General features: G+C 62.6%; 22 protein-coding genes and 1 pseudogene. 10 read left to right on the forward strand and 13 right to left on the reverse strand.

Annotation, left to right across the window (positions count from 1 at the left end):
- The first annotated feature begins 510 nt into the window (after positions 1–510).
- Together PSRA_RS05840 and PSRA_RS05845 are read left to right on the forward strand one after the other, a co-directional pair.
- A complete protein-coding gene (locus PSRA_RS05840) occupies positions 511–1,002 on the forward strand; it encodes an SEL1-like repeat protein (RefSeq protein WP_094660963.1) in 492 nt (163 codons plus the stop codon).
- A 1,124-nt stretch (positions 1,003–2,126) separates the two neighbouring features.
- A complete protein-coding gene (locus PSRA_RS05845) occupies positions 2,127–3,149 on the forward strand; it encodes a tetratricopeptide repeat protein (protein WP_094660964.1) in 1,023 nt (340 codons plus the stop codon).
- Positions 3,150–3,314: 165 nt separating this feature from the next.
- On the opposite strand, the gene PSRA_RS05850 is transcribed toward PSRA_RS05845, so the two are convergent.
- Positions 3,315–4,097, reverse strand: a complete 783-nt coding sequence (locus tag PSRA_RS05850) for a hypothetical protein (protein WP_094660965.1) — start codon at positions 4,095–4,097, stop codon at positions 3,315–3,317.
- Positions 4,098–4,160: 63 nt separating this feature from the next.
- The gene (locus PSRA_RS05855; protein WP_143516351.1) at positions 4,161–5,732 is read right to left on the reverse strand and encodes a hypothetical protein; all 1,572 of its coding nucleotides are present in this window, start codon (positions 5,730–5,732) and stop codon (positions 4,161–4,163) included.
- Positions 5,733–6,117: 385 nt separating this feature from the next.
- On the opposite strand from PSRA_RS05855, the gene PSRA_RS05860 reads away from it, so the two are divergent.
- Positions 6,118–8,397 (forward strand): hypothetical protein, encoded by a 2,280-nt coding sequence (locus PSRA_RS05860; protein WP_094660967.1) that lies wholly within the window; start codon positions 6,118–6,120, stop codon positions 8,395–8,397.
- A gap of 220 nt (positions 8,398–8,617) precedes the next feature.
- Positions 8,618–10,867 carry a KUP/HAK/KT family potassium transporter gene (locus tag PSRA_RS05865; protein WP_094660968.1) on the forward strand — a complete coding sequence of 750 codons (2,250 nt, stop codon included), beginning with the start codon at positions 8,618–8,620 and terminating at the stop codon, positions 10,865–10,867.
- Between the two features lie 180 nt (positions 10,868–11,047).
- Here PSRA_RS05865 and PSRA_RS05870 read toward each other — a convergent pair whose 3' ends face one another.
- Both PSRA_RS05870 and PSRA_RS05875 read right to left on the reverse strand, forming a co-directional pair.
- Positions 11,048–12,253: an ABC transporter permease gene (locus PSRA_RS05870; RefSeq protein ID WP_094660969.1), complete on the reverse strand. Its 1,206-nt coding sequence runs from the start codon at positions 12,251–12,253 to the stop codon at positions 11,048–11,050.
- The gene (locus tag PSRA_RS05875; protein ID WP_094660970.1) at positions 12,250–13,257 is read right to left on the reverse strand and encodes an ABC transporter ATP-binding protein; all 1,008 of its coding nucleotides are present in this window, start codon (positions 13,255–13,257) and stop codon (positions 12,250–12,252) included. Before PSRA_RS05875 ends, PSRA_RS05870 begins: the two co-directional genes overlap by 4 nt.
- A 1,272-nt stretch (positions 13,258–14,529) precedes the next feature.
- Between PSRA_RS05875 and PSRA_RS05880 the strand changes: the two genes are divergently transcribed.
- Both PSRA_RS05880 and PSRA_RS05885 read left to right on the forward strand, forming a co-directional pair.
- Positions 14,530–15,489 carry an SIR2 family NAD-dependent protein deacylase gene (locus PSRA_RS05880; RefSeq protein WP_211280489.1) on the forward strand — a complete coding sequence of 320 codons (960 nt, stop codon included), beginning with the start codon at positions 14,530–14,532 and terminating at the stop codon, positions 15,487–15,489.
- Positions 15,490–15,584: 95 nt separating this feature from the next.
- Positions 15,585–16,520 (forward strand): protein-ADP-ribose hydrolase, encoded by a 936-nt coding sequence (locus tag PSRA_RS05885; RefSeq protein ID WP_245834923.1) that lies wholly within the window; start codon positions 15,585–15,587, stop codon positions 16,518–16,520.
- Positions 16,521–16,561: 41 nt separating this feature from the next.
- Here the strand turns inward: PSRA_RS05885 and PSRA_RS05890 are convergent, their stop codons facing one another.
- The 4 genes from PSRA_RS05890 to PSRA_RS05905 form a co-directional block, all read right to left on the reverse strand.
- Entirely contained in the window at positions 16,562–16,798 is a 237-nt protein-coding gene (locus PSRA_RS05890) for a hypothetical protein (RefSeq protein ID WP_211280490.1), read from the reverse strand.
- 600 nt (positions 16,799–17,398) lie between these two features.
- Positions 17,399–18,184 (reverse strand): DUF4417 domain-containing protein, encoded by a 786-nt coding sequence (locus tag PSRA_RS05895; RefSeq protein ID WP_143516352.1) that lies wholly within the window; start codon positions 18,182–18,184, stop codon positions 17,399–17,401.
- Positions 18,185–18,394: 210 nt separating this feature from the next.
- Complete coding sequence (locus PSRA_RS09795) at positions 18,395–18,775, reverse strand: ImmA/IrrE family metallo-endopeptidase (RefSeq protein ID WP_143516353.1); 381 nt, start codon at positions 18,773–18,775, stop codon at positions 18,395–18,397.
- Between the two features lie 183 nt (positions 18,776–18,958).
- Positions 18,959–19,270, reverse strand: a complete 312-nt coding sequence (locus tag PSRA_RS05905) for a helix-turn-helix domain-containing protein (protein WP_211280491.1) — start codon at positions 19,268–19,270, stop codon at positions 18,959–18,961.
- 339 nt (positions 19,271–19,609) lie between these two features.
- On the opposite strand from PSRA_RS05905, the gene PSRA_RS05910 reads away from it, so the two are divergent.
- The 3 genes from PSRA_RS05910 (at position 19,610) to PSRA_RS05920 (ending at position 21,369) form a co-directional block, all read left to right on the forward strand.
- Complete coding sequence (locus tag PSRA_RS05910; RefSeq protein WP_245834924.1) at positions 19,610–19,843, forward strand: macro domain-containing protein; 234 nt, start codon at positions 19,610–19,612, stop codon at positions 19,841–19,843.
- 486 nt (positions 19,844–20,329) lie between these two features.
- Entirely contained in the window at positions 20,330–20,686 is a 357-nt protein-coding gene (locus PSRA_RS05915; RefSeq protein ID WP_094660975.1) for a hypothetical protein, read from the forward strand.
- Positions 20,677–21,369 carry an MgtC/SapB family protein gene (locus PSRA_RS05920; protein ID WP_094660976.1) on the forward strand — a complete coding sequence of 231 codons (693 nt, stop codon included), beginning with the start codon at positions 20,677–20,679 and terminating at the stop codon, positions 21,367–21,369. The genes PSRA_RS05915 and PSRA_RS05920 overlap by 10 nt, the downstream gene beginning before the upstream one ends.
- Positions 21,370–21,400: 31 nt before the next feature.
- On the opposite strand, the gene PSRA_RS05925 is transcribed toward PSRA_RS05920, so the two are convergent.
- Positions 21,401–22,216 (reverse strand): Fic family protein, encoded by an 816-nt coding sequence (locus PSRA_RS05925; RefSeq protein ID WP_094660977.1) that lies wholly within the window; start codon positions 22,214–22,216, stop codon positions 21,401–21,403.
- A 177-nt stretch (positions 22,217–22,393) separates the two neighbouring features.
- Here PSRA_RS05925 and PSRA_RS05930 point away from each other — a divergent pair, with 177 nt between their 5' ends.
- Positions 22,394–22,885: a GNAT family N-acetyltransferase gene (locus tag PSRA_RS05930; RefSeq protein WP_094660978.1), complete on the forward strand. Its 492-nt coding sequence runs from the start codon at positions 22,394–22,396 to the stop codon at positions 22,883–22,885.
- Positions 22,886–22,912: 27 nt separating this feature from the next.
- On the opposite strand, the gene PSRA_RS05935 is transcribed toward PSRA_RS05930, so the two are convergent.
- The 4 genes and pseudogenes from PSRA_RS05935 to PSRA_RS05950 form a co-directional block, all read right to left on the reverse strand.
- The gene (locus tag PSRA_RS05935; RefSeq protein ID WP_094660979.1) at positions 22,913–23,131 is read right to left on the reverse strand and encodes a hypothetical protein; all 219 of its coding nucleotides are present in this window, start codon (positions 23,129–23,131) and stop codon (positions 22,913–22,915) included.
- Between the two features lie 119 nt (positions 23,132–23,250).
- Positions 23,251–24,378, reverse strand: coding sequence for a 3'-5' exonuclease (locus PSRA_RS05940; protein ID WP_094660980.1), 1,128 nt, complete (start codon positions 24,376–24,378; stop codon positions 23,251–23,253).
- Positions 24,379–24,521: 143 nt separating this feature from the next.
- Positions 24,522–25,151, reverse strand: a pseudogene (gene yddG / locus PSRA_RS05945) (aromatic amino acid DMT transporter YddG); the annotation flags it as partial.
- 46 nt (positions 25,152–25,197) lie between these two features.
- On the reverse strand, positions 25,198–25,868 hold a 671-nt coding region (locus PSRA_RS05950; protein ID WP_143516354.1), incomplete at its 5' end, for an IS3 family transposase.

Consider the following 25,868-nt stretch of genomic DNA (forward strand, 5'->3'; position numbering starts at 1 on the left):
ACGTCACCGCGGCTGGGCTCGAGCAGCGGATGTCCCCAGCTGTTTCTACGATGTCCCTGTTTTGTGATGGCCCCGGTCGGGTGTGCCGATCGGGGCCATCGTATGCCTTCGGACGACTGTGGAGCGACACCGCACGCGGTCTTGTGTCGAACGGATATATCGAACACCTACGGATAGAGGGGCATATGTTCGATATGTTCGATGCGCTCGAACGGCCTTGGGATGCGACACGCGGAAGATAGAGCCTCGTTCCATTACTGTTCCGTCAACTGGAAGCCCCGCAATTGCAACGATTTTTGTGATGTTATCAGACTTCAAAATCTCACTATGCGAAATGAGGGCCTTCCTATCGTCTCGAACATGTGCTACCTTTCTAGTTGTCGGAACAAGTGCAAGGCAGCACGATGCCGAGGGATAGATGGACAGGCTCCGGGGTCAAACCCGCGACATGTTTATCAGCGCCAACGATGGCGCACGGAATCGTCTGCCGAACGAACAAAGGGAGACGATATGGTCGACAAGGCAACGACTGCATACGCCGCGAACACGGCGCTTGCCAACGAATTTTCCAACGAATCCTGCGCCACGCGCGGCATGAATGCCCAGGCTGGGGAGTCCGGGACGTACAGCTACGCCGATGGTCGCTGGTACAGCAACGAGAAGCGTGAGGTCGCCAATTCCGATCTCGCGGTCCGTTCCGCGATGCTCGCCGCCGAAGCGGGCGACCCCGAGGCCATGATCGACCTCGGCCGTTGGTATTCGATGCTCGGTCGTTCCGTCGCGTCGTACTGCGACCGTGCCCTGGACTACTTCCTCGGCGCCGCCCAGAAGGGCCTGGCCATCGGGTATCTGCTCGCCGGCAAGGTCTACGAGTTCTGTGGCAACAACGAATGGGCCGCGCGCTGCTACATGGAGGCCGCCGAGCACGGCGTCGATACGGGCAAGGCCGCCCTCGACCAGATTCTGCTCGCGCACCCCATGCTTCGTCTGAAGCTGGCGTGAGTTCACGGCGTCTGGAGCCGTTCTTCCGATAGGGTCTTCCGTGGCGGGTTTTCCTTCTTCTCCCGCCGCGGTATCCGGCAAGCGGGCCGAGAGAAGCTGCTCGCCGGGTAATTGGGGGTACCGAAAGGTCCCGGGTTCGCACGCCCGGGACCTTTCGCTTTTCCGCTGTGAATTCGTGTGCCGGAGTTCGTGCACCGCGAAGTTCGTGTGCCGGAGTTTGGGCCTCGCGGAGTTTGGGCCTCGCGGAGCTTTTGCGTCGGTCCCAATCTCGTGCGTAGGACCGGATCTTGTGCCCCGGTCCGATTTCGCATCCCGGTCCTGATCTTGCGCTTCAATCCGGACCTTGTTCCCGGTCCGGAACTCGTACCAGTGGCATCGATTCCTGAACAGTGGTACGGCTTGCGGACATTTTCGAGGGATTTAGGCCCCCAAATCGTGGTTCTCTGTCCGTAAGCAGTACCAGTGTTTTCGTTTTGGCGGAATGGTCCCGGTTCCTCGCGTGGCCCCCATTCTCGCCAACGGTCGGCCTCATTGGCGGCTGGCGTGCCAGTGAGAGGCACTGTTGGGCGCCTGAGCGTTGCGAATGGGCGAGTGTCCCGGCGAGAGTGCCTCTCGCTGGTTGATCCCGTGCCAGTGAGAGCGACTGTTGAACTGGGGATCGTTGGGAATGCACGATTATTTTGGCGAGAGTGGCTCTCGCTGGTTGATCCCGTGCCAGTGAGAGGCACTGTTGGGCTGGGGATCGTTGCAAATGCACGATTGTTCCGCCGACAGTCGGTCTCGTTGGCGCCCTGCGTGCCAGTGAGAGGCACTGTTGGGAGTCTTGACGTTACGATTACACGGTGGGCGTAGAGGTCTCGACGGGGGAGGCCGTCGCTGGTATAAATAAGGGCAGTTCGCAGTCGTCGGTTTCGCACAGTCACTGCGCAAGCCCACTGCACATCCGCGATATACAGCAATTGTGCACATCCGGTGCGTGCGCCCGCCGCGCACCGCGCACATCACTGTGCGCGCCCGCCGCGCACCGCGCATCCATGCATACCGCAACGCACCGCGCACCCGCGCCACCGCGCAAGCAATCACAGAATTGTCCGCCACATCAGGGACCGGAGGAGGAAGACCATATGGCCGATGCATCCGCAGATCGCTCCGTCGAGGAATTCAAGCTCCGATTCTGCCATCCCGAACTCATCGAGGACTGCCGCGACACGCTCGTGTCGATGTTTCGCCAGGGCACCAACCCAGCGCAGCCCGCCTCGCTTGACCCGGCCACCCTCAGCTACCTGCGCCTGTACGAGGAGACGCATGACGCCGCCGACGCAGACGCCAAGCTCGAGGCGTGGCAGGGCTACGTCGAGCACGAGGCCCGCCACGGCAACCTCGACGCCCTCGACCTCGAAACCGTCTACGCGCGCAACGACCTGTGGGCGAATTTCGACACGCTTCCCACGATGGACGCCATCGGTCTCATGAACGACCTATGGCAGCTCTCGAAGCGCGCCTGCGAGGAGATCCGCGGCTCCGCTTATTACTGCCTGGCCATCCACACCGCCTGTCTCGACGCCGACCAACAGGACTGGCTTCTGTGCCCCGGTCCGCTCATGCTCCTGACGTCCGCGTCCGACCTGGGCTGCGCCGAGGCGTCGATGGAACTGTCGCGCATGCTCACCAGCGGCGGCCTGCTCGAGCCGAACCTCCCGCTCGCACACCGTTACCATGTGCGCGCCGCGCATGATGGCGACGCCTCTGCGTGGGCCTACGTGGCGATGGACTACCTGCTCGGCCGCGGCACGCCCCGCGACCCCGACCGCATGATCGACGCGCTGATGTCCGGCGCGGCCGCCGGTGACTATTCGTCATGCGTGAGCCTGGGCGACCTGTTCAGCACCGGCTTCCCCGAGTCGCGCCTCGCGCCCGTGCCCGACATGCGGCTCGCCAACGAGTACTACAGCGCCGCGTACGAGATCGAGACGGAGGGCGCGCAGATGGAGGGTATGGAGACGGAGGGCGTCGAGGCGGGGGAGAGGAACCACGATGTTCCCGCCGCGGACCACACGAAATCCCTCGCCTACGTGGGCATGATGTTCACCCAGGCCGCGCTTGATATGGACGGCGACGACGGCGACGACGGTGACGCTGCCTGCTGACGGCCCCAATCGTTGACAATCCCGCCGATGTCCCCCGCCCGCAGACGCTCCCGCCCGCAGACGGAATACACAGACGGAATATGAAAGGCGCCGCACGATGCTTCGAAACATCGTGCGGCGCCTTCTTTCAGAGTGTGTCACTGCGCCGTCGTCATGGCGCCGTCGTCACTGCGCCGACCTGCCTTCGCGCTCGAAGGTAATCGACGCGCCGGCCAGCGCCCCGCCGTTGGCGAGGTTCTGGAGCGGGAAGATGCCGTTGGCGTCCACCTGCTGGATGAAATCGGCGTTCGAAGCGCCGTCGAAGGTCAGCTTGCCGTCGGAGAACGCGAGCGTCAGCTTGTAGTCCTGCGCGGCGTTGCCCGTCTGCTTGTACTCGACGGCGATGTTCCCGCCGTCCTGCTGCCACGAGCACGACCACTGGTTGATACCGTTGCCGCCCGTGACGAGGGAGTCATACACCACGCACGAATTGTCGGGGCGGATCTCGATCGTGAGGCTTTCGAACATGGGGATCAGCGCGCCGTCGGCGTCCGCGTAGCCCAGGTTCTTCGCCGTGGAACTCAGGAACTGCAGCTCGGTGGACGAGCCCGGTTCGAAGGTGGTGTCGCCGCTGCTGGCGGAGGAGACCGTCCACACGCCGACCGGGTCGGCGGCCTGCGTCTGCGTGGTGCTTGCCGCGGCGGAGGCGTAGCGCTGGCGCAGCATGACGCCGGTGGCGGCCAGCGCGATGGCGAGCACGAACGCCACGATGGCGATGATGATGCGCGGGTTCGCGTGGTGCTTCTTCTTCGCCGCGCCCTGCGGGGTGGGCGTGGGCTGCACGGTGGCGTTCACCGGCATCCCGGTCGGCATCCCCGTGGCCGGATCGGTCGGCACGAGGCTGTTGCCGCAGTATGGGCAGGTGCCCATGCCCTCCGGCACGGCGTTATCGCAATGAGAGCAAATCATGGTTCCTTCTTCTGTGTTTCTATCGATGTCGCTCAGGTCGGTTTTGCCCAGAGGCCTCTTCGGCTACTTCGTGTCCACGCGGCGCAGGATGGTGCCGTCGGGAGTCGCGGTGGCCGGCACAAGCGCCGTTTTGTCGGAGTTGAACACCAGCGGCACGGATCCGCGGTCCGCGAAGGAGATACGCACCACGCCGGAGTCCGACACCGCCCACGAGCAGGTCTCGGGGGTCACACCCTGCGCGTCCTGCGAGGTGTACTGGCACACGTTGTTGCCCGACACCGTGTACACGTTGCCGGTTTTCATGGTGCCGTCAGCGTTCTGGATGACCTCGATCCACGTGCCGTCGTACTGGCTCCTGTCCACGGTGGCGGTGGCGGCGGGCTGCGTGGAGGTGCGCGCCGGGTCGAGGAAGGCCTCGTAACCGGCGAAGCCGCCCGCGGCAACCATGAGCACAAGGGCCACGGTCATGACGATGGCGGAGGCCTTGTGCCCCTTCTTCTCTTCCTGAGGAACCTCGGAGGAGGAGGTGATCGGCGCATCGTTCTGCGGCTCCTCCTCGCCCTGCGGCGCCTTGGACGTCGGCGCGAACGGCGCGGGCTGGGTAAGGTTCTGCATGGGCTGGTCGGCGCGCGGCCCGACAAGATACGATTGCGCCTGCTGCGCGGCCTGCTGGGCCTCGAGCTGGGCGGCCTGCTGGGCCTCGGCCTTCTTCTTGCGCAGACCGCGGCGCTTCTTCGTGGCAGGCGCGGTGGAGGATTCCGCGGGCATATGCACGAGGGATTCGACTGGCTGCGGCGTTGGCTGCGGCATGGTGGTGTTCGGCTGGTACGGGTTCTGCTGGTACGGGTTCTGCAGCGTCTGGTACGACGGCTGCGGGGTGGCGTACGGCTGAGGGGTAACCGGCTGCTGGTTCTGCAGCTGCTGCGCATACTCCGGCTGGGACTGCCAGGCGTACTGCGGCTGGACGGGCTGCTGCTGTGCGTTCTGCTGCGCCGCGTTCTGCGCAGGCGCCGGCTGAGCCGTCTGGTTTTGCGTCGGCTGGCCCGCGTACTGGGCCTTCGGAGTCTTGTGACGCTGCGCCGGGGGAAGAATGGAAGTCGCCGCGGAATCTTCATCGAAGGGATTCGGACGCCTCGTGTCGGTCGCTGCGGTAGACGATTCGCCCGTCTGCGCGGCGGGCGTCGGCGTCTGGGCGGCCTTGGTCACCTTGGGCACGTGGTGGCGCATGGCCGGAGTCGCGAGGGACGTGGGGGCAAACTCCTCCTCAGCGTCATCGTCATCATCGTCCGCATCGATGGCGGGCGCGGCCGGCGTCGACGCGATGGCGTCCGCGAAGGAAGCCGTCTGCACGGGTGAGACGGCGGGAGCGGCGGACGGCGGCGGGGTCTGGGCGGCCTTGGTCACCTTGGGCACGTGGTGGCGCATGGCGGGTGCGGCGAGCGATGTAGGGGCGGACTCCTCCTCCGCATCGTCCTCCATCTGCACCGGCTGGGATGCCGGGGTGGACGCGATGGCAGACATGAACGATGACGCCGCCGGCGCCGCCTGCTGCTGGGGCTGGGCTTGCTGAATCGGCTGAGGCTGGGCCTGCTGAAGCGGGGCGCCGCAACGGCCGCAGAACTTCCCATCAGGCACAACGTCCGCTCCACACTTGGGGCACTTCATTCCTGGTTTCCCTTCTGTGATCTCTGACTACGACAATCACTCTCGTCCCACTATAACCGCACCGGAAACAAAGGGCGCGGCCGCGCATCAGATACGATGGCGCCATGTTCGAGGGCACCGTGTTGGTAGCACCGTGTTGGTGGCGCCATGTCCGAGACGCGATGTGCGATGACCTTGTGAAAATCGTGTTACCTCGCAGTATCCTCCCGGCCCAAGCACAGACGCGGGTGGTAGCCTACCGCGCGGATGCGCCGGCCCGGACCCGCGCATCCCGGCGCGCGCGGAAAGCCGAGGAGCCGAAGGCCGAGAAAGCAGAAAAGCCGACAGGCCGCGCCGCACCAGTCCGGGGAGTGACATGGCATCGCGCAAGCATACGCTCGTCCTGTGGATCGTGGCGGTCGTCCTCATCGCCGCCTGCGAGATCGGAATCTTCAACCTGCCGCACTGGCGCACGGTCGGCGCCCCGGCCGTGGAATCGGGCACGCCCGTCATCGCCTCGGGCCTGACCGACAACGGCGACGGCACGTATACGGTGACCGACGCCGACAAGGCCACCATCGGCATCCCGATCCGCTCCGCCTCCGGCGGCGCCGCCGAACTGCGCAGCGTGCGCCTCGTGCCCGCCGGCACGGGGTGGTCGTACTCCACGGCCTCGTTCAAAACCGCTTACGGCAGCGCCGACGATTCGACCACAGACACCGACTCCCTGACGTGGCGCGACCTTGGTCAGGGTGTGTGGACGGACGCCAAAACCCTCACCTACACCAAGATCCCGTCCACCCAATACGTGCTCGCCGGCCAGAAAAGCGATGACAACCGCTACAGCACCTGGCTGCGCATCGACTACGGCAGCCAGTCCGCCGGCGCCGTCGTCTCCCTCGCATCATATGAACTCAACCCCACGGTGCCCTTCATGGTCTCGCTGCCCAGGCTCGTCATCATGCTTGCCCTCGCCGCGTTCGTCATCTGCCTGCGCCCCGGGTCCGCGCTGTGGCGCCGCCGCCTCGACATCGACTCGCGCGGGCACCGTATCGCCATCGGCGCGTTCATCGTGCTGCAATCCGCCGCGCTCCTCGCCATCAGCCAGATGACCGGCGGCTCGCATGTCTCCCTCGCCACAGCGTTCAACTCGAGCTTCCACCACTGGACCGACCCCGCGCAGTACCAGCGCCTCGCCGACGCGCTCCTGCACGGCCGCCTATGGCTCGACCTGCCGGTCGACAACTCCCTGCAGACCATGCAGAACCCCTACGATTTCGGCGCGCGCGTCAGCCGGAACGCCTCCACCGGCGCCGTCTACTTCTGGGACCACGCCTACTACCAGGGCCACTACTACTGCTATTTCGGCGTGCTGCCCGCCCTCCTCCTCTTCGCCCCGTACGAGGCGATCACCGGAGGCTGGCTTCCCACATGGGCCGCGTCCTGGACGCTGGCCGTGGCGTTCACGGTGTTCGGCACGCTGTTCGTGATGTCGTTCATCCGCCGTTTCTTCCCGAACGCATCGCAGGCGATGGCCTGGTTGTGCCTGTTCACCGCCATGGCCGCCACAAGCATGTGGTACTACGTGTTCGACCCGTCGTTCTACGGAGTGCCCGTGCTCATGGCCATGGCCGTGGCGTCGGCGGGGCTGTACTTCTGGATCCGCGCGCGCCGTGACGCCGCCAGCGGCCGGTGGGCGTTCGCGATGCCCCACGATGCTCCCGCCGATGGTTCACCGGCGACTTGCGTTGCCGATTCCTCGGACGCGCCCGCCGCCGCCCCCGCCGCCACGAAGCTCTCCGCGTGGCGCATGGTGCTCGGCACCGTGCTCATGGCCATGACCGTCGGCTGCCGCCCGCAGTTCGCCGCCATGATCCTCCTCGCCATCCCGCTGTTCTGGGACGAGATCCGCCACACCCGCCAGCTCGTCTCCCGCACATCGTGGCGCCTGACGCTGGCCGTGGCGCTCGCCGCGCTCGCGGTGCTCGTGCCGCTCGGCGCTTACAACGTGGCGCGCTTCGGCTCGCCGTTCGACTTCGGCCAGGACTACAACCTGACGTCCTATGACCTGACGAGCCAGCGCCCCTCCGTCTTCCTCCTGCCGGCCGAACTGTTCCTCGAACTGTTCCAGCCCGTCTCATTGCTCGGCCAGTTCCCGTTCGTGCAGACCACGTCCACCGCCATCGCCGCGCCGCAGGAGCCGTCGCTCGGCGGCCTCCTGGCGCTCGTGCCCATGCTCGCCGTCGTGCTCCTGATGTGGATGGCGCGCCGTCCGCTGCGCCGCCACCGCGCCTGGGGCATGGCGCTGTGGTGCGTCGCCCTGGGCATCGTGGTCATGCTCACCGACACCCTCATCGGTGGCATCAACAACCGCTACTACGGCGACTTCAGCATGCTGCTGGCGCTCGCGGCGATCCTGGTGGCGCTTGCGCTTGAGGAATCGCTGCGCCCCGAGGGTCGGCAGGACGATGCGGCTTCCGGTTGCGCCACGATTCCCGCGCGCGTCATGGCGCTGGCGGCCGCGGCGGCCGTGCTGTTCGCCGCGTTCATGATCGGCATGGGCTTCTTCGCCACCGGGCGCTATGAGGCGCTCGCCTCCACCAACCCCGTGCTGTATTCGTGGGTGGGCAGCTGGTTCTCCGGTCTCACGATGTGACCGCGGTGTCCGGCCGCGGGGGAGGTCCCGTTGCCCGGCCGACGCCGTGCCGCGCACGCGCGGGGGAGTCGAATCCCGCAGCCCCGGCCCCGGTCTTCACAATTCGCCTTGCCATTCGTGCCACGAGGGGTTACTGTATCCGCCTGTGTTCGAATCGTGAAGGTTCGTGCATGCGGGGGAACCCGCCGTCTGAAGCAACAAGCTTTGAAAGGCACGATTGATGAAGGACGAGAAGAAGACACGGGCGCATTCGGCGCGCGGCCAGAAGGAATCCGAACCGCAGAGCGCCGAGGAGCGTGAGTTGGTCGAGGACACGCAGCGCATCCTGCGCGTCCAGCAATTCACCAAGGCGCCGAAGGTCCAGCAGCGCACCCTCACCAAGGAGGAGCGCAAGGTGCTGCTTAAGCGAAGCGCCGAGGAGAAGGAGGCCACCGCCAGGCTTGACAAGGTGGCGGACAAGGGCCCGCTCGGGCGGTGGTTCTACCGCCTCCAGTCGGGTCGGGACAAGATCACGCCGGCTATGTGCATCGTGGCTCTCGGCGTGGTGTACGGCGACATCGGCACCTCGCCGCTGTACACGATGCAGACTTTCATTTCCGGCCAGGGGGGTCTGGCCAACGTGGACCGTCCCGCGGTGCTGGGCATGCTGTCGCTGGTGTTCTGGTCCATCACCCTGATCACGACCGTCAAATACGTGCTCATCGCCATGCGCATCGACAACAAGGGCGAGGGCGGCATCTTCGCCCTGTATTCGCTGATCCGCAGGTACGGCGCCTGGCTCGCCGCCCCCGCCATGATCGGCGGCGCGGCGTTCCTCGCCGATTCGGTGCTCACCCCCGCGGTGTCCATCAGCTCGGCCGTCGAGGGCCTGCGCACGCTGCCCGGCCTCGAGCAGGTGTTCCACGATAATCCCGAGCTCACGCTCATGATCACCGTCGTCATCATCCTCGTTCTCTTCTCGCTCCAGTCGCGTGGCACGGAGAGCATCGGGAAGGTATTCGGCTCGGTCGTCATGGTATGGTTCACCTTCCTGGCGGCGGTGGGCCTGGCGAACCTCAGCCAGGACTGGGGCGTGTTCGCCGCCCTCAACCCCGCGTACGGCGTGCGTTTCCTGTTCAGCAAGCACAACGTGGCCGGGGTCGCGCTCATGGGAACCGTGTTCCTGTCCACCACGGGCGCCGAGGCCCTGTATTCCGACATGGGCCACGTGGGTCGCGGAAACATCTATTTCACCTGGCCGTTCATCAAGGTGGCGCTCGTGCTGTGCTACTTCGGCCAGGGCGCGTGGATGCTGCGCAACCAGTACAACGGCGACTACATGGGATTCGTCTCGGTCAACCCGTTCTTCCAGATGATGAGCCCCGGCGTGCGCTGCGTGGCGGTCGTGCTGTCGGTGGCCGCCGGCGTCATCGCCTCCCAGGCGCTTATCACCGGCGCGTTCACCATGGTTTCGGAAGCCACGCGCCTGAACTGGATGCCGCACCTCCAGGTGCGCTACCCGTCGCGCACGCGAGGGCAGCTGTACATCCCGATGGTCAACCGCGTGCTGTGCGTGGCCACCCTCCTCGTGCTGGCGTTGTTCCGAGACTCGGAGCATATCTCCGCCGCATACGGCCTGGCCCTGACCGTCACGATGATCACGACCACAATCCTGCTGTCGGTGTACATCTGGCATGACCGCCACCGCGTCGGGGCCGTCGTGTTCCTCGTCGTGTTCCTTGCGATCCAGACGATGTTCTTCATCGCCTCGATGTCGAAGTTCCTCCACGGCGGCTGGTTCACCATGCTGCTGACCCTGGCGATCCTTCTCGTCATGGTCGCGTGGAGCGAGGGCACGGCGCTTGAACGCGAGCAGCGGCGCCATATGAAGCCTGCCGACTGCCTGCCGTCCCTCGAGAAGCTGCACGCCGACGAGTGCATCCCGTACTACTCCGACAACATCGTGTACCTGACGTCGGACCCGTATACCAAGCGCTTCGACACCGACATCTTCTTCTCCATCTTCGCCGACCATCCCAAACGGGCGCGCGCTTGGTGGGCCGTGAGCGTGGAGACCTCGGACGAGCCGTTCACCCGGGAGTACTCCGTCGAGAACTTCGGCACCGACTACATGTTCCGCGTGCGTATCCGCCTGGGCTTCAAGGTGTCGCAATCCATCCCGCCGTACATCCACCAGATCATGAACGACCTCGTGGAGAGCGGTGAGCTGCCGCGCCAGCAGATGCGCTATCCGAAGATGGACGCCGATCCGAACATCGGCCCCATCCGCTATGTGCTCATCCACAAGGAGCTCATGCCGGAATCCCGCGTGACGAGCGGCCAGGCGCTTGCGCTGAACGCCAAGTACGCCATCCGCCACGCGGCCGGATCGCCGGCCAAGTGGTTCGGATTGTCTCCGTACAATCCGGTCACCGAGATGCAGCCGCTGTTCCTGACGACGTACAAGCCGCCGAGGCTGCGCCGCGTGTGAGGGGGGGCGTTGCGGCGCGGGCGGGCGAAGGGCCTGACGCACGCGAGGAGCCTTATCAGAGGTCTTATGAAGCGGCCTTATGAGAAAGGGGCAGAAAGGTCAGAAAGGGGCGCTCCCTGTCAGGGGCGCCCCTTGTGTTGTTATCGTTGCTGTGCTCTCACACGGTTGCGCGGCGCGATCTCACTCCTTTGCGAAGGCCTTGCGCACAGCCGTCACAAGGCCCACGCGCGAACCATAGCGCAGCGTGCCCCAGCGGTAGATGCGCACCGACATCCAGGCCAGCGCCACCGTGAAGGCGAGCGTCACAGCCGTCGAGCCCAGCACCAGCGCCCACGAGGCGGTGCCGACGCTGAAGCGGATCGGCATGACGAACACGGAGAAGAACGGGATCCACGATCCCACATCGAGCAGGGCCGACGTGGTGCCGTTCGTAGCGTAGAACGCGAGGAAATACGCGATGACCACGAGCGCGATTACCGGAGCGGTGGCCGTGGAGACGTCTTCCACGCGCGAGACGAGCGAGCCGAGCGCCGCGTACAGCACCATGTACAGCATGAGCGCGAGCACGAAGTTGATCAGGTACACGCCGAGCATCGAGGTGTCGAGGACGGTCGCGAGCATGTCCTGAACCGCCTGGGGATAGTGCGGTCGGGCCCCGGCGAAGGTGGCGAGGAACGCGGCGAGCACCACGGCGAGCTGCGTGAGGGCGGCGCAGGTCAGGCCCGCCACCTTGCCCAGGATGAGGTTCGAGGGGCGCGTGGAGGTGATGAGCAGCTCCATCGTCTTGCTGTCTTTCTCGCGCGCCACCGCCGCGGCCACGGTCTGGCCGTAGAACAGCACCACCATGTAGACGAGCACGAGGTACACGATGGCCATGGCGTACTGCGTGGTGGTGTCGCGCCCCAGGATCTGCCGGTTCTCCTCGACGGGTGTGGAGAGCAGCGCCTCGTATTCCTCGGGGGAGACGCCGCTGGCCGCGAGGCGCGACGTGACGTATATCTGCTGGAGCATGGAGCGGACGAGCGAGGAGTCCTTGGCGACGCCTGCCGTGTAGTTGTTGTAATACGTGGTGATATGGGTGGGGTCGGAGACCACGAATCCCACCGATTCCGTGCCATCGGTCACGGCATCGCGCAGAGCGCCTTCGCTTGAATAGACGTGGTCGTCCTCGAAGGGAAGGGTGCCGGCGAGCGAGGCGTCGGCGTAGTACACGCCGCCCGCGACGGTCTGCGCGTCCCCGGACGATTCGAGTGAGGAGGCGAAGAGGGCGGGGCACAGCGCCGCAATGACGGCGGCGATGGCCAGCAGCACCGTGGTGATGACGAAGGGCTTCTTGCGCACCTGCTGGGTGTATTCGAAGCGGAAGACGGTTCCCATGCCGGTCATGCTGCGGTCCTTTCGGTCGGGGAGGAGGTGGTAGTGCGTGTGGCGGTTGTGCGGGTGGAGGTTGCGCCATCGTCGGGATTCTCGTCCAAATCGTGGCCGGCGCCATCGTTGGCATCATCGTGGCCCGTCAGATCGATGAAGATCTCCTGCATCGAGGGGCGCCAGTCGCCAGCGGAGGCGATGCGTTCGAAATGCTCCGACACGAAGCTGCGCAGGAACGCGTCGTCGCGCGGTGTGAGCACCAGCCCGCCGTGGCGCGTCGCCTCGCGCCCCGCGGCCGCGATGGCCGTGGCGATGGCGTCCTCAGCGCCCGGCGTAGCCTCGATGGCGTACAGCCCGCGCCCGGCGGACGCCTTGATCGCCTCGAGCGGGCCGGATGTCACGATGTGCCCGCGGTCGATCACCGTGATGTCATCGCACATCTCCTCCACGTAGGCCATCTGATGGGAGGAGAAGATGACGAGCTTGCCCAGCGACACCATGTGGCGGATCGCCTCCTTGAACACCTGCGCGTTCACCGGGTCGAGGCCCGAGAACGGCTCGTCGAGCACGATGATGTCGGGATCGGCCAGGAAGGCCTGCGCGATCTGGATCTTCTGCTGGTTGCCCTTCGAAAGGGTCTCGAGGCGCTTGCTCGCATAATCGTCGAGACCGAAGTAATGGATCCAGTCGAGCGCGTCCCTGCGCGCCGCCTTGCGCCGCGAGCCCTTGAGACATGCGAAGTACTCGAGCTGGTCGGCGAGCGTGGTCTTGCCATACATGCCGCGCTCCTCGGGAAGGTAGCCGATGCGGTGCCTTGCGGGGTCCAGGGGCGCGCCGTCGATGAGGAACTCGCCCGAATCCTGGCGGAAGACCTGCATAAGACAGCGGAACGTAGTGGACTTTCCCGCGCCGTTGCGGCCGAGGAAGCCCATCGCGCGGCCGCTGGACACGCTGAAGCTCAGGGAATGCAAAACCTCCCGCCCTTCGAAAGATTTACGGATGTTGCGTATGTCGAGCTGCATCGGGGTCCTTTCCGTGGTCGGGGCAGCGACGGTGCGCGACGCGGGCGCTCGCGGCCGGGCTCCTTCCGGCGCGACGAGGCTCCCAGCGCGGGACGCTCCATAAACACGGTATCACGTGTGCGCCGCGAGGCGGGGGATTTGCGTGAGCGCGTGCGGGCTTATTCATAACAATGTGATGGTTTGCGGATAAAAGCGGGCTCCGGGGCTCTACAATCGTGGAAATTCGTCCGCAGGCCGTCACACTTTTGCCAACCCCATCGTTGGAAACGCTGGGCTTTCTCCCCAACGGTCGGTCTCGCTGGTCGATGGGTTGCCAGTGAGGGGCACTGTTCACGATTCCATCGTTGGAAACGCTCGCCTTCCCTGTCAACGGTCGGTCTCGCTGGTTGATGGCTCGCCAGTGAAGGGGACTGTTGGCGGGGTTGTTGTTGGAAACGCTGGGCTTTCTCCCCAACGGTCGGTCTCACTGGTCGATGGCGTGCCAGTGAGGGGCACTGTTGGCAGGGTTGTTGTTGGGAATGCTGGGGTTTTTCTTCAAGGGTGCCTCTCGCTGGTCGCTCCGCTGCCAGTGAGAGGCACTGTTCACGATTCCATCGTTGGAAATCGTGGGTTTCAATTCCAACGGTCGGTCTCACTGGTTGATGGCTCGCCAGTGAAGGGGACTGTTGGCGGGGTTGTTGTTGGAAACGCTGGGCTTTCTCCCCAACGGTCGGTCTCACTGGTCGATGGCGTGCCAGTGAGGGGCACTGTTGGCAGGGTTGTTGTTGGGAATGCTGGGGTTTTTCTTCAAGGGTGCCTCTCGCTGGTCGCTCCGCTGCCAGTGAGAGGCACTGTTCATGATTCCATCGTTGGAAACGCTCGCCTTCCCCGTCAACGGTCGGTCTCACTGGTGGCTGGCGTGCCAGTGAGAGGCACCGTTGGGTTGCGGTGTGAGTGTTTTCAACGATTCCTGTGCTAAGAGTGCCTCTCACTGGTCGATGGGCTGCCAGTGAGAGGCACTGTTCACGATTCCATCGTTGGAAATCGTGGGTTTCAATCCCAACGGTCCGCGCTGTAATTCCGTGCACCCCGCGAAATGTACGGACTCGCGAAAGGTGTGCAGGGATGGCGAGGTGACGACGGGGTGCATGTAGTGGGGTGGGGACTGTCTGCAGGGCCTTGACGGATTCGTTGTAATGAAGTACATTACAACAAGTCGGGGCTGGCGGGCTGTCTGCCGGTTCGGCCGGCGTCGGTGCAATGGCGGGAAAATCGTAGGGAAGGACGGTCACCATGACTTGGAAGGACATTCTGCATGGGCATCATGATGCGGTGTCACGTAGCGAGACACGCGCCATGGCGGGGCAGACCGACACGGAGCGCCTCGCGCGCAGTCTCTCGCAGGCCGACGCCATCGTGATCGGCGCCGGCTCGGGGCTCTCGACAGCCGCCGGATACACCTACGACGGCGATCGCCTTCTGCGGTATTTTCCCGATTTCGTGGCGCGCTATGGTTTCACGGACATGTACTCGGGCGGCTTCTATCCGTTCGACACGCCGGGGGAGTACTGGGCGTACTGGAGCCGGTACATCTGGATCAACCGCTACGGGCCCATGCCGTCCGATCTGTACCGGCGCCTGTTGCGTCTCGTGAAGGGGCGCGACTACTTCGTGCTCACCACGAACGTGGACCACTGCTTCCAGCGCGTCGGCTTCGACAAGATGCGCCTGTTCTACACACAGGGCGATTACGGGCTGTTCCAGAGCGCCGAGCCGCAGGGTGCCTCGGCGCACCGCACGTATGACAACGAGGACGCCGTTCGCCGCATGGTGTTGTCGCAGGGTTTCCGCATCGGCGCCGACGGGCAGCTGAGCCTTCCCGACGGCGGGCGCCTGTCCTTGCAGGTGCCCCGGGATCTGCTACCCGTGTGCCCTGATGACGGGCGACCCATGGTGCCGAACCTCAGGGCGGACGACACCTTTGTGGAGGACGCCGGCTGGCATGCGGCCGCCGACCGGTACACGGCGTTCCTGCGCTCGCACCGAGACGCACGCGTGCTGTACCTCGAGCTCGGCGTGGGCATGAACACGCCTGGCATCATCAAATACCCGTTCTGGCAGCTCACGGCGGCGAACCCGAACGCCATCTACGCCTGCGTCACCAAGGACGAGGCGTGGTGCCCGGGGCAGATAGCGGGAAGGTCGATGTGCATCGACGCGGATATCGCCGACGTGGTGCGCGCGCTGGACTGAGCGGTGCGGAGCGCTTGGATTGCCGGGCGCATACGATTGTTCGGAAGAGATTGCGTGCCTGGTTTGCGAGTCGGCACGGCGGGGAAGGAGAGACGATGGACGAGACGATGGGCGGAATGCGGAACGACGCGCCGACGGATGCGCGGGAGGGCGCACGCGATGCGGCGCGAGGCGATGACTGGACTAACGCTCGGGCAGACGCTCCGATGACGGACGGGGACATGCGGCGCAGCCTCGCGTATCTCATCGGATGCCTGGAGAAGGAGGTTCCCGAGTACGCGGGGACTCCGGTGCCCGACAGCGCGGAGCAATCGTTTCTCCTCTACCGCGCGCTGTGCAACGTGCGCATGCCGCACGGCGAAACCGGGCACACGCTGCCCGAGCGTTTCTACCGCGAGCAGTCCAGGGTACTGCGCGCCATCACCGCCGCCAAGGGAATCGCCGACCCGATGGCGCTCGCAGCCGCTCCGCTTGACCCGCGCCTGGCGCTGTGGCAGGGAGACATCACCGCGCTCGCGGCGGACGCCATCGTGAACGCCGCCAACTCGGGCATGATGGGATGCTTCGCGCCGCTGCACATGTGCATCGACAACGCGATCCACACCATGGCGGGCGTGGAGCTGCGCGAGGAATGCTACCGCATCATGAAGGCGCGCGGCGAAGGCGGTGCGCTCGCCGAGGAACCCACCGGGCGTGCGCTTCTGACGGGCGGGTACAACCTGCCGGCGCGGCATGTGATCCACACGGTTGGGCCCATCGTGTTCGGGGAGCTGACCGACGAACACCGGCGGCTGCTGGCGTCGTGCTACCGCAGCGTGCTGGACTGCGCGGCGGGCGAGGGCCTGGGCACGGTGGCCTTCTGCTGCATCTCGACCGGTGTGTTCCGGTTCCCCAAGCGCGAGGCGGCGCGCATCGCCGTGGATACGGTGCGCGCATGGCTTGACGGGCATGCCGGTTCGAGCGTGCGCCGCGTGGTGTTCGACGTTTTCGGCGACGATGACCGGGAGATTTACCGCCAGGCGCTCGCGTGAGGGCGCGGGCGAGGAGGAATGTCCAGTGTGATAATCGGGAATTATAGTTTTCGGACTCGTGGTGTCTCCAAATCCTCCACGGTGAAGCTACCGTCATTTATTTCATTGAGACGATTGTTGAGCTGCTTGAGCATTGCAAGCATTTTCCTCTTATCCTTTCGTTCTTGATTTTCGTCGAACCAGCAGGCCTCGTCATCAGTATCAAAATGGAAATAACCGAAATACATCTCCTGAATGTCGTGGCTAATAGATTGGATGACCGAGTCGTTGTCAATCATGGGAATGCCTGTTTGAGGTTTCCCTGTCTCTGGATCGCTTGTCCATATGGGACCCTGTAGAAAATCGAGCATGATAGTGATTTTTTGCATGGCAGATGAAAATTCTCCTATGATTTGGGATACGCAGTGACCAGAAATCCATTTGAACCGATTCCGGCAAGTATCACTTTACGGTTGCGGTATTCGTAACATCTCTCATAGGCCTTCCGTCCATTACGCTCGACGATTTTATTCGAGATGACCTTGCCTGAATGAATTACGTCTCGCAATATACGGGGGATTATTGCTTCCTCGACGTGAAAATAATGAGCCAGATGTTGCAAATGACCGCGAGTTTTTAGATGTTCATATCCTGCATATTTGTTCCCCCTTTCCAGCCAGACAATCTGACCGGTTGCATCCCGCGTTGTGAAAATTAACTCTTCTTTGTGAAATTTGTATCCGTGCTTTTCCATCTCTGTAACGAGCGAAGGGTCAACCAATTCGCCATGTTGGGTGAGTTGTTGGAGTGATGTCTCATTCTGTCTGACCGTTTGTTCATATATCTCCTGTTCGAGAGATGCCTGGGGTGAGCCGCTAGTCCCGTGTGCTAGTCCACTGTTAGTACCTCTCGCGTTTGCTTCGCTCCTCCGCGCGTGTCATGTTTCGTAGTTTCAGGGTGTTCATTGGAACAATGATTTCTATATCCCGTTGTTTTGCGTAGGAAAAGATGTCGTTGATCGCACGGTTGTCTTTGCAAACATCGTAAACGACTATAGCGTCGAGCTCCAAAGTATCAACTGTTCGTCGGATAATTTCCTTCAACGAGTTTCGTTCTTCTAGATTTCGTACATAGCCTTTAGTGCTGAAAGCGACAACATGGCAATGTTCGAGTCCGTTGAGCGCGTAATCTAGAGTTGCAACGGTAGGGACTGTGATAAACGGAATTACAACGGCATGGAGCTCTAGCGCAAACCAGAGTCCAACAATTCTCGCTTTTTTCAGCCGCATTAGTTGCTCGATTAGATCGACGTCTCCGAATTGTGAATAATCGGGCGTGAAGAAAAGGTGTACTCCAGCAAAACGCTGACGATAGTATTTCAGTAGTTTCTTGTCCGAATAGTAGATTGCGTTGTAGATACCATCGATGCCGTCGAATACGTTATCAAATTGCCAGAATCCGACAGCGGTTAGCGGCGTACGATGATATTGCCCTGGCTCGCTGTAGAGTGCAATATAATCCGGGAAGATAGTTGTTGAGCACAATAATTCCGGCAGATCGAATTTGCCGCAGGCATGAGTGGTGTTGGAGTATTCGAGGTAATTCAAACACATCTTACGTCGGAGATCAATTGGTTCAAGTTTGGTTTCACCATTGCTAAGCAAGTGTTTTCTGATTCGTTTCACTGTCTCAACTCCTTTGAGTAATCAATGGAGAATACTGAACAATCGGTGCAATCCTCGAAGTCGATAGCAGGATTGGCGCAGAGTCATTCTCTATGCATGAGATCTGCGAGAGGTTCCCCCAGAATCTGACGATATGGTTTTGGCTGGTGAGATCGGTGAATTCTGAGGAAACGACTAAGGGGATAGAGAGTTCATATGCTCCTTATTTTCTTATCGGTTCAGATGGCACAGATTTTCTATAGTGTTTTCGTATTTGGTCATAGGTCGTCCGCAGCGTAGGCGATTGATTGTGCGATCCAATACCACTCGTGCACAGCCATAGCTAATGTCAAAATCTTGGCTGATGGTTTGAGTGTCGAACGCAGAATCTCGTATTACAAGAGGGCCGGGAGCCAGCAAATAGTTTGCGAATAGATTGGCCTCGATCTCGGATACATCATTATCGTCATAATGTCCCAGAAAAATGTGTCCTACTTCATGGGCTAGTGAAAAGCGCATTCTGTGGTAATCTGCGGCGTCGTTATAAAAAATGGCGATGCTTTGTATATCCCAATCGGTGCTAGCTCTTGTTACTGCATCGGGATGAGTCATGCGAAGTATCTCTTGCAGTTCGCTGGGGAGCGAAGAATAGGGAACGAGTCGTAGTCCAATGCAGTACGCGAGGCCAAAAATATCAAGCGGGTAATCGTTGACTTCGTATGTCTCCAAGACATCTGATACACATTCGCGGATCTCATCGTATCGTTCTATTGGTAGTGAATACGTATTTGTCTCCTAAAAATTGAGAAGTGAATCAATAAGGAATTTTCTCTGTTCGGGTGTTAATTGTTCTGAATTTCGCGCGACTAGGCGAATCGCGCCATGGAGTGTTGCCGAATCCTTTGTGCTGGTCCCCAGCAAATCATCCATGGTGACGTTCAGGGCCTTTGCAATTGATGAAAGGGTCACGGCCCTAGGCTCGCGTTGTCCGGTTATGTAACGCGAAAGCGCGGCTTCGGTGATTCCTGTTTTTTCGCAGAGCTCCTTTCGCGTCATGCCTGCCTCTTGAAGATAAAAGAGAATCCTATTCCCTAGGCTGGTTCCCATGCATGCCTCCCTGGTAATGCGTTGCCGATGTGATAATCGTGGCATCGGCAACTCCTGCATCAAACGTTCGGCGTGTCGTGTAGTTCGGTGCCGGAGATCCTCACTGTTGTCTACTCGAATGTCAGATTTAAATCTATTGGCAGCGACAGGATTCATGCCAGCGGTCTGAATAATCTTTGGATTACAAAGCGTGAAAGTTCCATCGCCACATCAAGCTCAAATGCCTTGGTCTGTTTGCAAAACAGTTGAAGATTGCGCACGGTGACCTCCTAATGGCATAAGCCCCTATCGGCTGTTGTGGATGGAGACAAGCAATTGTTGATGCTTTGATGAAGATGTTTGGATGAAGACGACAATGCGACCGATTCCATGACGGATGCGAGGCGGGGCACGGTGGCCTTCTGCTGCATCTCGACCGGCGTGTTCCGGTTCCCCAAGCGCGAGGCGGCGCGCATCGCCGTGGATACGGTGCGCACGTGGCTCGACGGACATGCCGGTTCGAGCGTGCGCCGCGTGGTGTTCGACGTTTTCGGCGACGATGACCGGGAGATCTACCGCCAGGCGCTCGCGTGAAGGCGCGGGTGAGGGGAACAGTGGGCTTGGCTGGTGGCTGGCGTGCCACTGAGGGGCACTGTTGGGGCGCGGTGTGAGTGTTTTCAACGATTTCTGTGCTGACGGTGGCTCTCGCTGGTCGATGGGCTGCCAGTGAGAGGCACTGTTGGGGCGCGGTGTGAGTGTTTTCAACGATTTCTGTGCTGACGGTGGCTCTCGCTGGTCGATGGCGTGCCAGTGAGAGGCACTGTTCGCGACATCATCGTTGGAAACGTTGGGCTTTCTCCCCAACGGTCGGTCTTACTGGTCGATGGCGTGCCAGTGAGAGGCACTGTTGGCGTATGAATGGCGCACTGGTGGCGTAAACGATTCCGGATTCTTAACAGTGGTACGGTTCGCGGACGAAAATCGGGCTCAGGGGCCCGAAAATCGTGGAAATTTGTCCGCAAGCTGTATCATTGTTTCTTCGCGCTGTTTTCTGATCTACCTCAATGCGCGCAAGGCGCCGTGCAACAGGTCACGCTGTCGGACGTGAAGAACGCGTCGAATTCCATCGAGAACGAGAGCATCGAGCTCGGAGGAAAGCTTCCCAAGAGCTTCGAGCTTGCGGCGGATCCGGATGCCGGCCGCATCTACACGCTGAAAAGCTACACCTGGAACGTCAGCACCGGCACCGCGTTCGTCGACGCAGACGGGAATCCCCTCCCGTCCGCGACGCGACGCAGCGGTTGCGGCGTCGTCGCGGTTACCGACTTAGCGTCGCGGTTGCTGGCTTCGGCGTCGCGTCCGTCGCGTCCGCGCGAGGGTCTGTACAGTGGATGTGCGGGCGCACCGGTCTCGTCGAAGGAGGATGCATGCAGCTGATCGGACTTCAATGGATGGATGTGGCGGATACGCTGTGCGCGCTCATGCTATGCGGGCTCATCGGTTTCGAACGCGAGGCGCGGCGCAAGGACGCGGGCATCCGCACGCATATCCTCGTCGGCCTCGGCAGCTGCCTGTTCACCATGGTGTCGATCGAGGGCGTGCCGATGCTGTTGGGGCAGGGCGTGACGTGGGATGCATCCCGCATCGCCGCGCAGGTGGTGACCGGCATCGGGTTCCTGGGCGCCGGTGTGATCTGCTTCGCCAACGACACCGTGCGCGGCCTGACCACGGCGTGCGCCATTTGGATCGCCGCCGCAGTGGGCGTGGCGTGCGGCGCGGGGATGCTGCCGCTGGCCGCGCTGGTGACGGCGATGTACTTTCTCGTGGTGCTTGCGGTGGCGCCGCTCGTCACATGGGTGTTGCGACGCGACAGGGATTGCACGCTCCGCATGACGTATGAGGATGGCAAGGGAGCGTTGCGCGAAACGCTGCTGCTTGCGGCGGGCGCGGGCTTCGAGACGCAGATCGTTTCCACGCATGACCGTAGCGGCGACGATTGGAACGGTGCGACGGTGGAGATGCGCGTCAGCGGTGACATGGCGCATCTGCACGATGTGATCGAGCGCATGTCGCAGATCGACGGCGTGCGCGACATCGAGGTCCTCGAGCGCGACGAGTAGGGGCGTCGTCCCTTGCTCTTCTTCGGTTCGCTTACTCGCCGCGCAAACTCGTGAGCGGGTCGTCGGCGTCGAAGAGCATGGTGTTCCAGAAGCGGGTGAGGGGTGCGTCCGGTGCGTGGTCGTTCGCATCGTGGCTCCCTGCACTTGGCGCGTTCGCGAGAACGAGGGCGTCGCGCAGAAACTGGCTGTGGTCGAACGGGGCGGGGCTGATGCGGAAGCCCAAATCGCGTAGGTAAAGCACGGCGAGCGTCATCACCGTGCGCGTGTTGCCTTCTCGGAACGGGTGAATCTGCCAGACGCCTGCCACGAAACCGCGCACGTACGCGGCGACATCGCGGGGATCCATGCGCGCATACGATGCGCGGCGCCGTGTCTCTTCCGAAAAATCGTAGTTCAGCGTCGGATCGATCCAGTCCCATGCGGAGTATGCCACCGTGTCGCCGCCGAGCACCGGCTCTGATTTGCGGATGTTCTGCGTGCGCCAGCGGCCGGTCCATGTGGTTGGAAGCACGCCGGTGAAAAGACGGCGGTGGATGGCCGCGAGCATGGCGGGGGAGAGCGAAGTGGTATGAGGGCCAACGATATGGTCGGCGTCGGAGGTCAGGAGGCTGCAGATTCGAAATGCCACGATGTCTGCGTCTTGGTTGTCGGGACAGTCGGGATGCGAGGCGTGCCAGGCGCGGATTTCCTGTTCCGCCTGGTCTTCCTCGATGAGGCCGTCTGCGTACCGGTGGGCGATATTGCATGCAGCCGCGGATGTGGTGAGACCATCGACGCCCTGCAAACCCGAGCCGATGCGCCAGTTGTCGAGCGCGTCGGCATCGTCCGTATTGTGGTGTGAACCCATAATCGTGTTCTTTTCTTTCGGAACTCCGCGCAGACTCTTCACTGAACAATGTGATGGGTCGCGGACAGAAATCGGGCGGAAACAGGACTTTTGAGGCCCGAAAATGTCCGCAAGCCATCACATTGTTAGTGGGGAGATTTTGTTATTGGAGCTATTGCAGCAGGAGGTTGACTCGGCGTGGGCATCGTGATTCGGCAATATCGGAGCGAGGACGCGGTTCAGGCGGCACGCATCTGGAACCAGGTGGTGGACGACGGCGTGGCGTTCCCGCAGGAGGAGGGTCTCGGCGCGGACGAGGCGGACGCGTTCTTCACGTCGCAGAGCTACTGCGCCGTGGCCGAAGACGACGAGACCGGCCATGTGGTGGGGCTGTACATCCTGCATCCGAATAACGTGGGGCGTTGCGGGCATATTTGCAACGCAAGCTACGCGGTGAGCCGCGACATGCGCGGGCGGCATATCGGCGAGCGGCTTGTGCTCGATTGCCTTGCGAAGGCGAAGGAGATCGGCTTCCGCATCCTGCAGTTCAACGCTGTGGTTGCCAGCAATGTGCACGCGCTGCACCTGTACGAGCGCCTTGGCTTCGTGCGGCTTGGCACCGTGCCCGGCGGGTATAGGCTCGACGATGGCTCTTATGAGGACATCGTGCTGTTCTACCACACGCTGTGACGAGAGCGCGGTTTGATTGGCTCAGGCTTACTTGATGTTCGCGTGGTTCTCGCACAGACCGCAGTAGAGGAAGCCCGCGAGCGTCCTGTCGTCAGGGAACGCGGCGATGTAATCGTCGAAATCGACGTCATCCGCGTTCAGCAGGTCCTGGTACTTCGAGTATGCCGCGTCATCGATCTCTGCCGTGGTCTCCTCGCCGCAGAGAGGGCAGGCGCCGAAAACGAGATGCGTATTGTTGTTGACCATGATGGATTCCCCTTCACTTGTTTCCAATGTGCAACCATCTTATCAGCGACGAAACGCGGCGAGTCGCGTGGCGAGGAGTCGCTGGGCGAGGCGTGAAGGCGGCTATCTTTTCCTTCGCATCAATCGTCGTTTTCGGCGGGCATCTGGAGGCGGAGGCGGTAGACGCCGTTCTCCTTATCGTTTTTCGAATTGGGGATATGCGCCATCATTACGGCGCCCTCCGGCGGGACCTGGCCGCGGTGACGCTCCTCTTGGAGCGCGGGAATATGGCCGATCTCCTGGCCGTCCAAAGACACGCACAGCGTCGGGTGCCCCGCGTTCCTTCCCGAATCGATTACGCCATGGGTCACCGTCACCCACAGCCACGCATCGTATCCGTAGCGCGAGAGCTCATCCTGGTGCTTGGTGTCTCCGGAGACGGTGACGCCGCACGTGAAATCCTCGATTGACTCGCCCTCCGGACGGGCGTTCACCGGGGTGGTGTCCCGGTTGCTCAGGTACGAGCTGCGCATGAACCCGCTGGCGTGCCGACGCTTCACGGCAGCATTGCGCCGCCGCGATTCGGCGATTTCGTCATCGGCGAGCAGCTTGGGCTCCTTCATCTGGCTCAACAGCTGCCAGCATTGCCATGTCTGGCGCGCATCGGACACCGCCCTGTGCGTCTCGACCTCATCGATGCCCAGCAGACGCATCACTTCCTGCAGTGAGTGCGATGGCGCGTTCGGGAACATGCGGCGCGACATGCGCAGAGTGTCCATGTATCCGTTGGTGACCTCGCGGCATCCCAGCGCTGCGCCTTCGATGTTGAGCATCTTGATGTCGAACGAGACGTTATGCCCGATGAGCACGAGCGGGCGGATCGCGGTCAGAAACTGCGGGATCACGAATTCCGCGTCAGGCTGGCCGTCGAGGTCGGATTGCGTGATGCCCGTCAGCGCCGTGATGCCTGCGGAAAGCTCGACGTGGGGCTGGATCAGCTGGTCGTATTCGTAGATGGGCTCGTCGCCGCTGATGAGAAGCGCGCCGATCTCGATGATGTGGGCGTCGGCGCCCATGCCCGTCGTCTCCGTGTCGAACACAATGGCGTCGGAATTGCCCGCCGCCGCGACGAAGGACCACAGCTGCTCCACGGGGTCGATGTCGGCGGTCTGCGCGTGCGCGGCGTGACGGGCGTGCCTGGGCTCAGCGTGCGGTTCCGTGCGAGGTTCCCCGTAGGGTTGCGAAAACACGATTTCTCCGTCCATCATCTTTCTCCGTTCCCTTGCTCCGGCTTCTCCTCCCCGGGTCTTGCATCCTTAAGCCCCGCACCGGAGACTTTCGCCATGATACCGTGAGCTGCGAATCGTGGGATTCCTCCCGCGGAACAATTTCCCGCGGAACAATCACATTGTTAGTGCTGGCGTCCTCGCGCGAACCAGACGTTGAGCAGCGATCCGGCCACCACCAGCACCACGCCGATCCAGAACGGAGCTCCGAGGGCGACGCCCAGCAGCACCGTGCTTGACGCGGTGGAGAACAACGGCGTGGCGTATGAGCCGATCGCCATCGTCTCCATGGTGCCATGCAGCATGCCGTAGCCCCAGCACGCGTATCCGCCCGCGATGGCCGCCGCGCACGCGAGCAGTGCCGCGTATCCGCCGATGCCGGGAGCCTGCGCGGGCAGTCCGTCGCCCGAGGCCGCATGGATAACCCACAGCGTCACCGCAACGCAGCAGAAGAAAATCGTGGTGCCGTCGTATCCGCTGGATATGCGCGGCGTCACGGCCGCGTACACCGACCAGATGATCGCGCCGGCGAACGCCAGGGCGAAGGGCAGCGGGTTCGACGCGATATTTGCTACTGCCGACCGGGCGTCGAGGCTGTTGCCGCCCACGGCCATCGCCACGCCGATTGTGGCGATGATCGCGCCCGGCAGCGCGCGCCATACCGCGCCGGGGCGGCGTGACAACATCGCCGTGAGCAGCACGAGCAGCGTGGGCCACAGATAGTTGACCAGGCTCACCTCCACCGACTGCGCGGATGGGGGGTGGTGCTGTTTTGTTGGACTGCGTTGTCGTTGGTTTTCATTATGCCATGAGTCCGAGCTCGCGTCGCCGCGCGGTGATGCTGGTGCCGAACTCGGTCTTGATGCGTTCGTCGCGGTACCACGTCATGTACTCGTCGAGCCTGCGGATGAACTCCCGCAGGGAGACGCCCGCGAAGGAGCGCTTGTGGAAGAACTCCTGCTTGAGGCGTCCGAAGAAGCCCTCGGCCGCCGCGTTGTCGGGGCTGCAGCCCTTCGCGCTCATCGAGCGCACCAGCCCGTTCTCCTCGCAGATCGAGATCCACCCGTCCCACCGGTAGTGGCATCCCCGGTCCGAGTGGATCACGGGTCTCTCGCCCGGTTTGAGCGCGGCGCNTGCCTTGCGCAGCATGCCGTTGGACAGGGCCGAGTTCGGGCTCGTCCCGATCGTCCATGCCACGGGCATGCCGTCGTAGCAGTCGATGACCGGCGACAGGTAGACCTTGCCCGCGGGGATGGAGAACTCGGTGATGTCCGTGACCCACAGCCTGTTGGGCGCGTCCGCGTGGAAGTCACGGTTGACGATGTTCGCGGGCGCGTCGGACAGCTCGCCCTTGTACGAGGAGTAGCGGCGCGAGCTCTTGAACGGGGGCACCAGACCGTTGCCGGTCATCAGGCGCATGACCCGCCTGGCCGACACGACCGTGCCCCTGAGGCGCAGCGCCGCCCACACGC

The sequence above is a fragment of the Pseudoscardovia radai genome (assembly GCF_002259605.1).
In the GTDB taxonomy this organism is placed as follows: domain Bacteria; phylum Actinomycetota; class Actinomycetes; order Actinomycetales; family Bifidobacteriaceae; genus Pseudoscardovia; species Pseudoscardovia radai.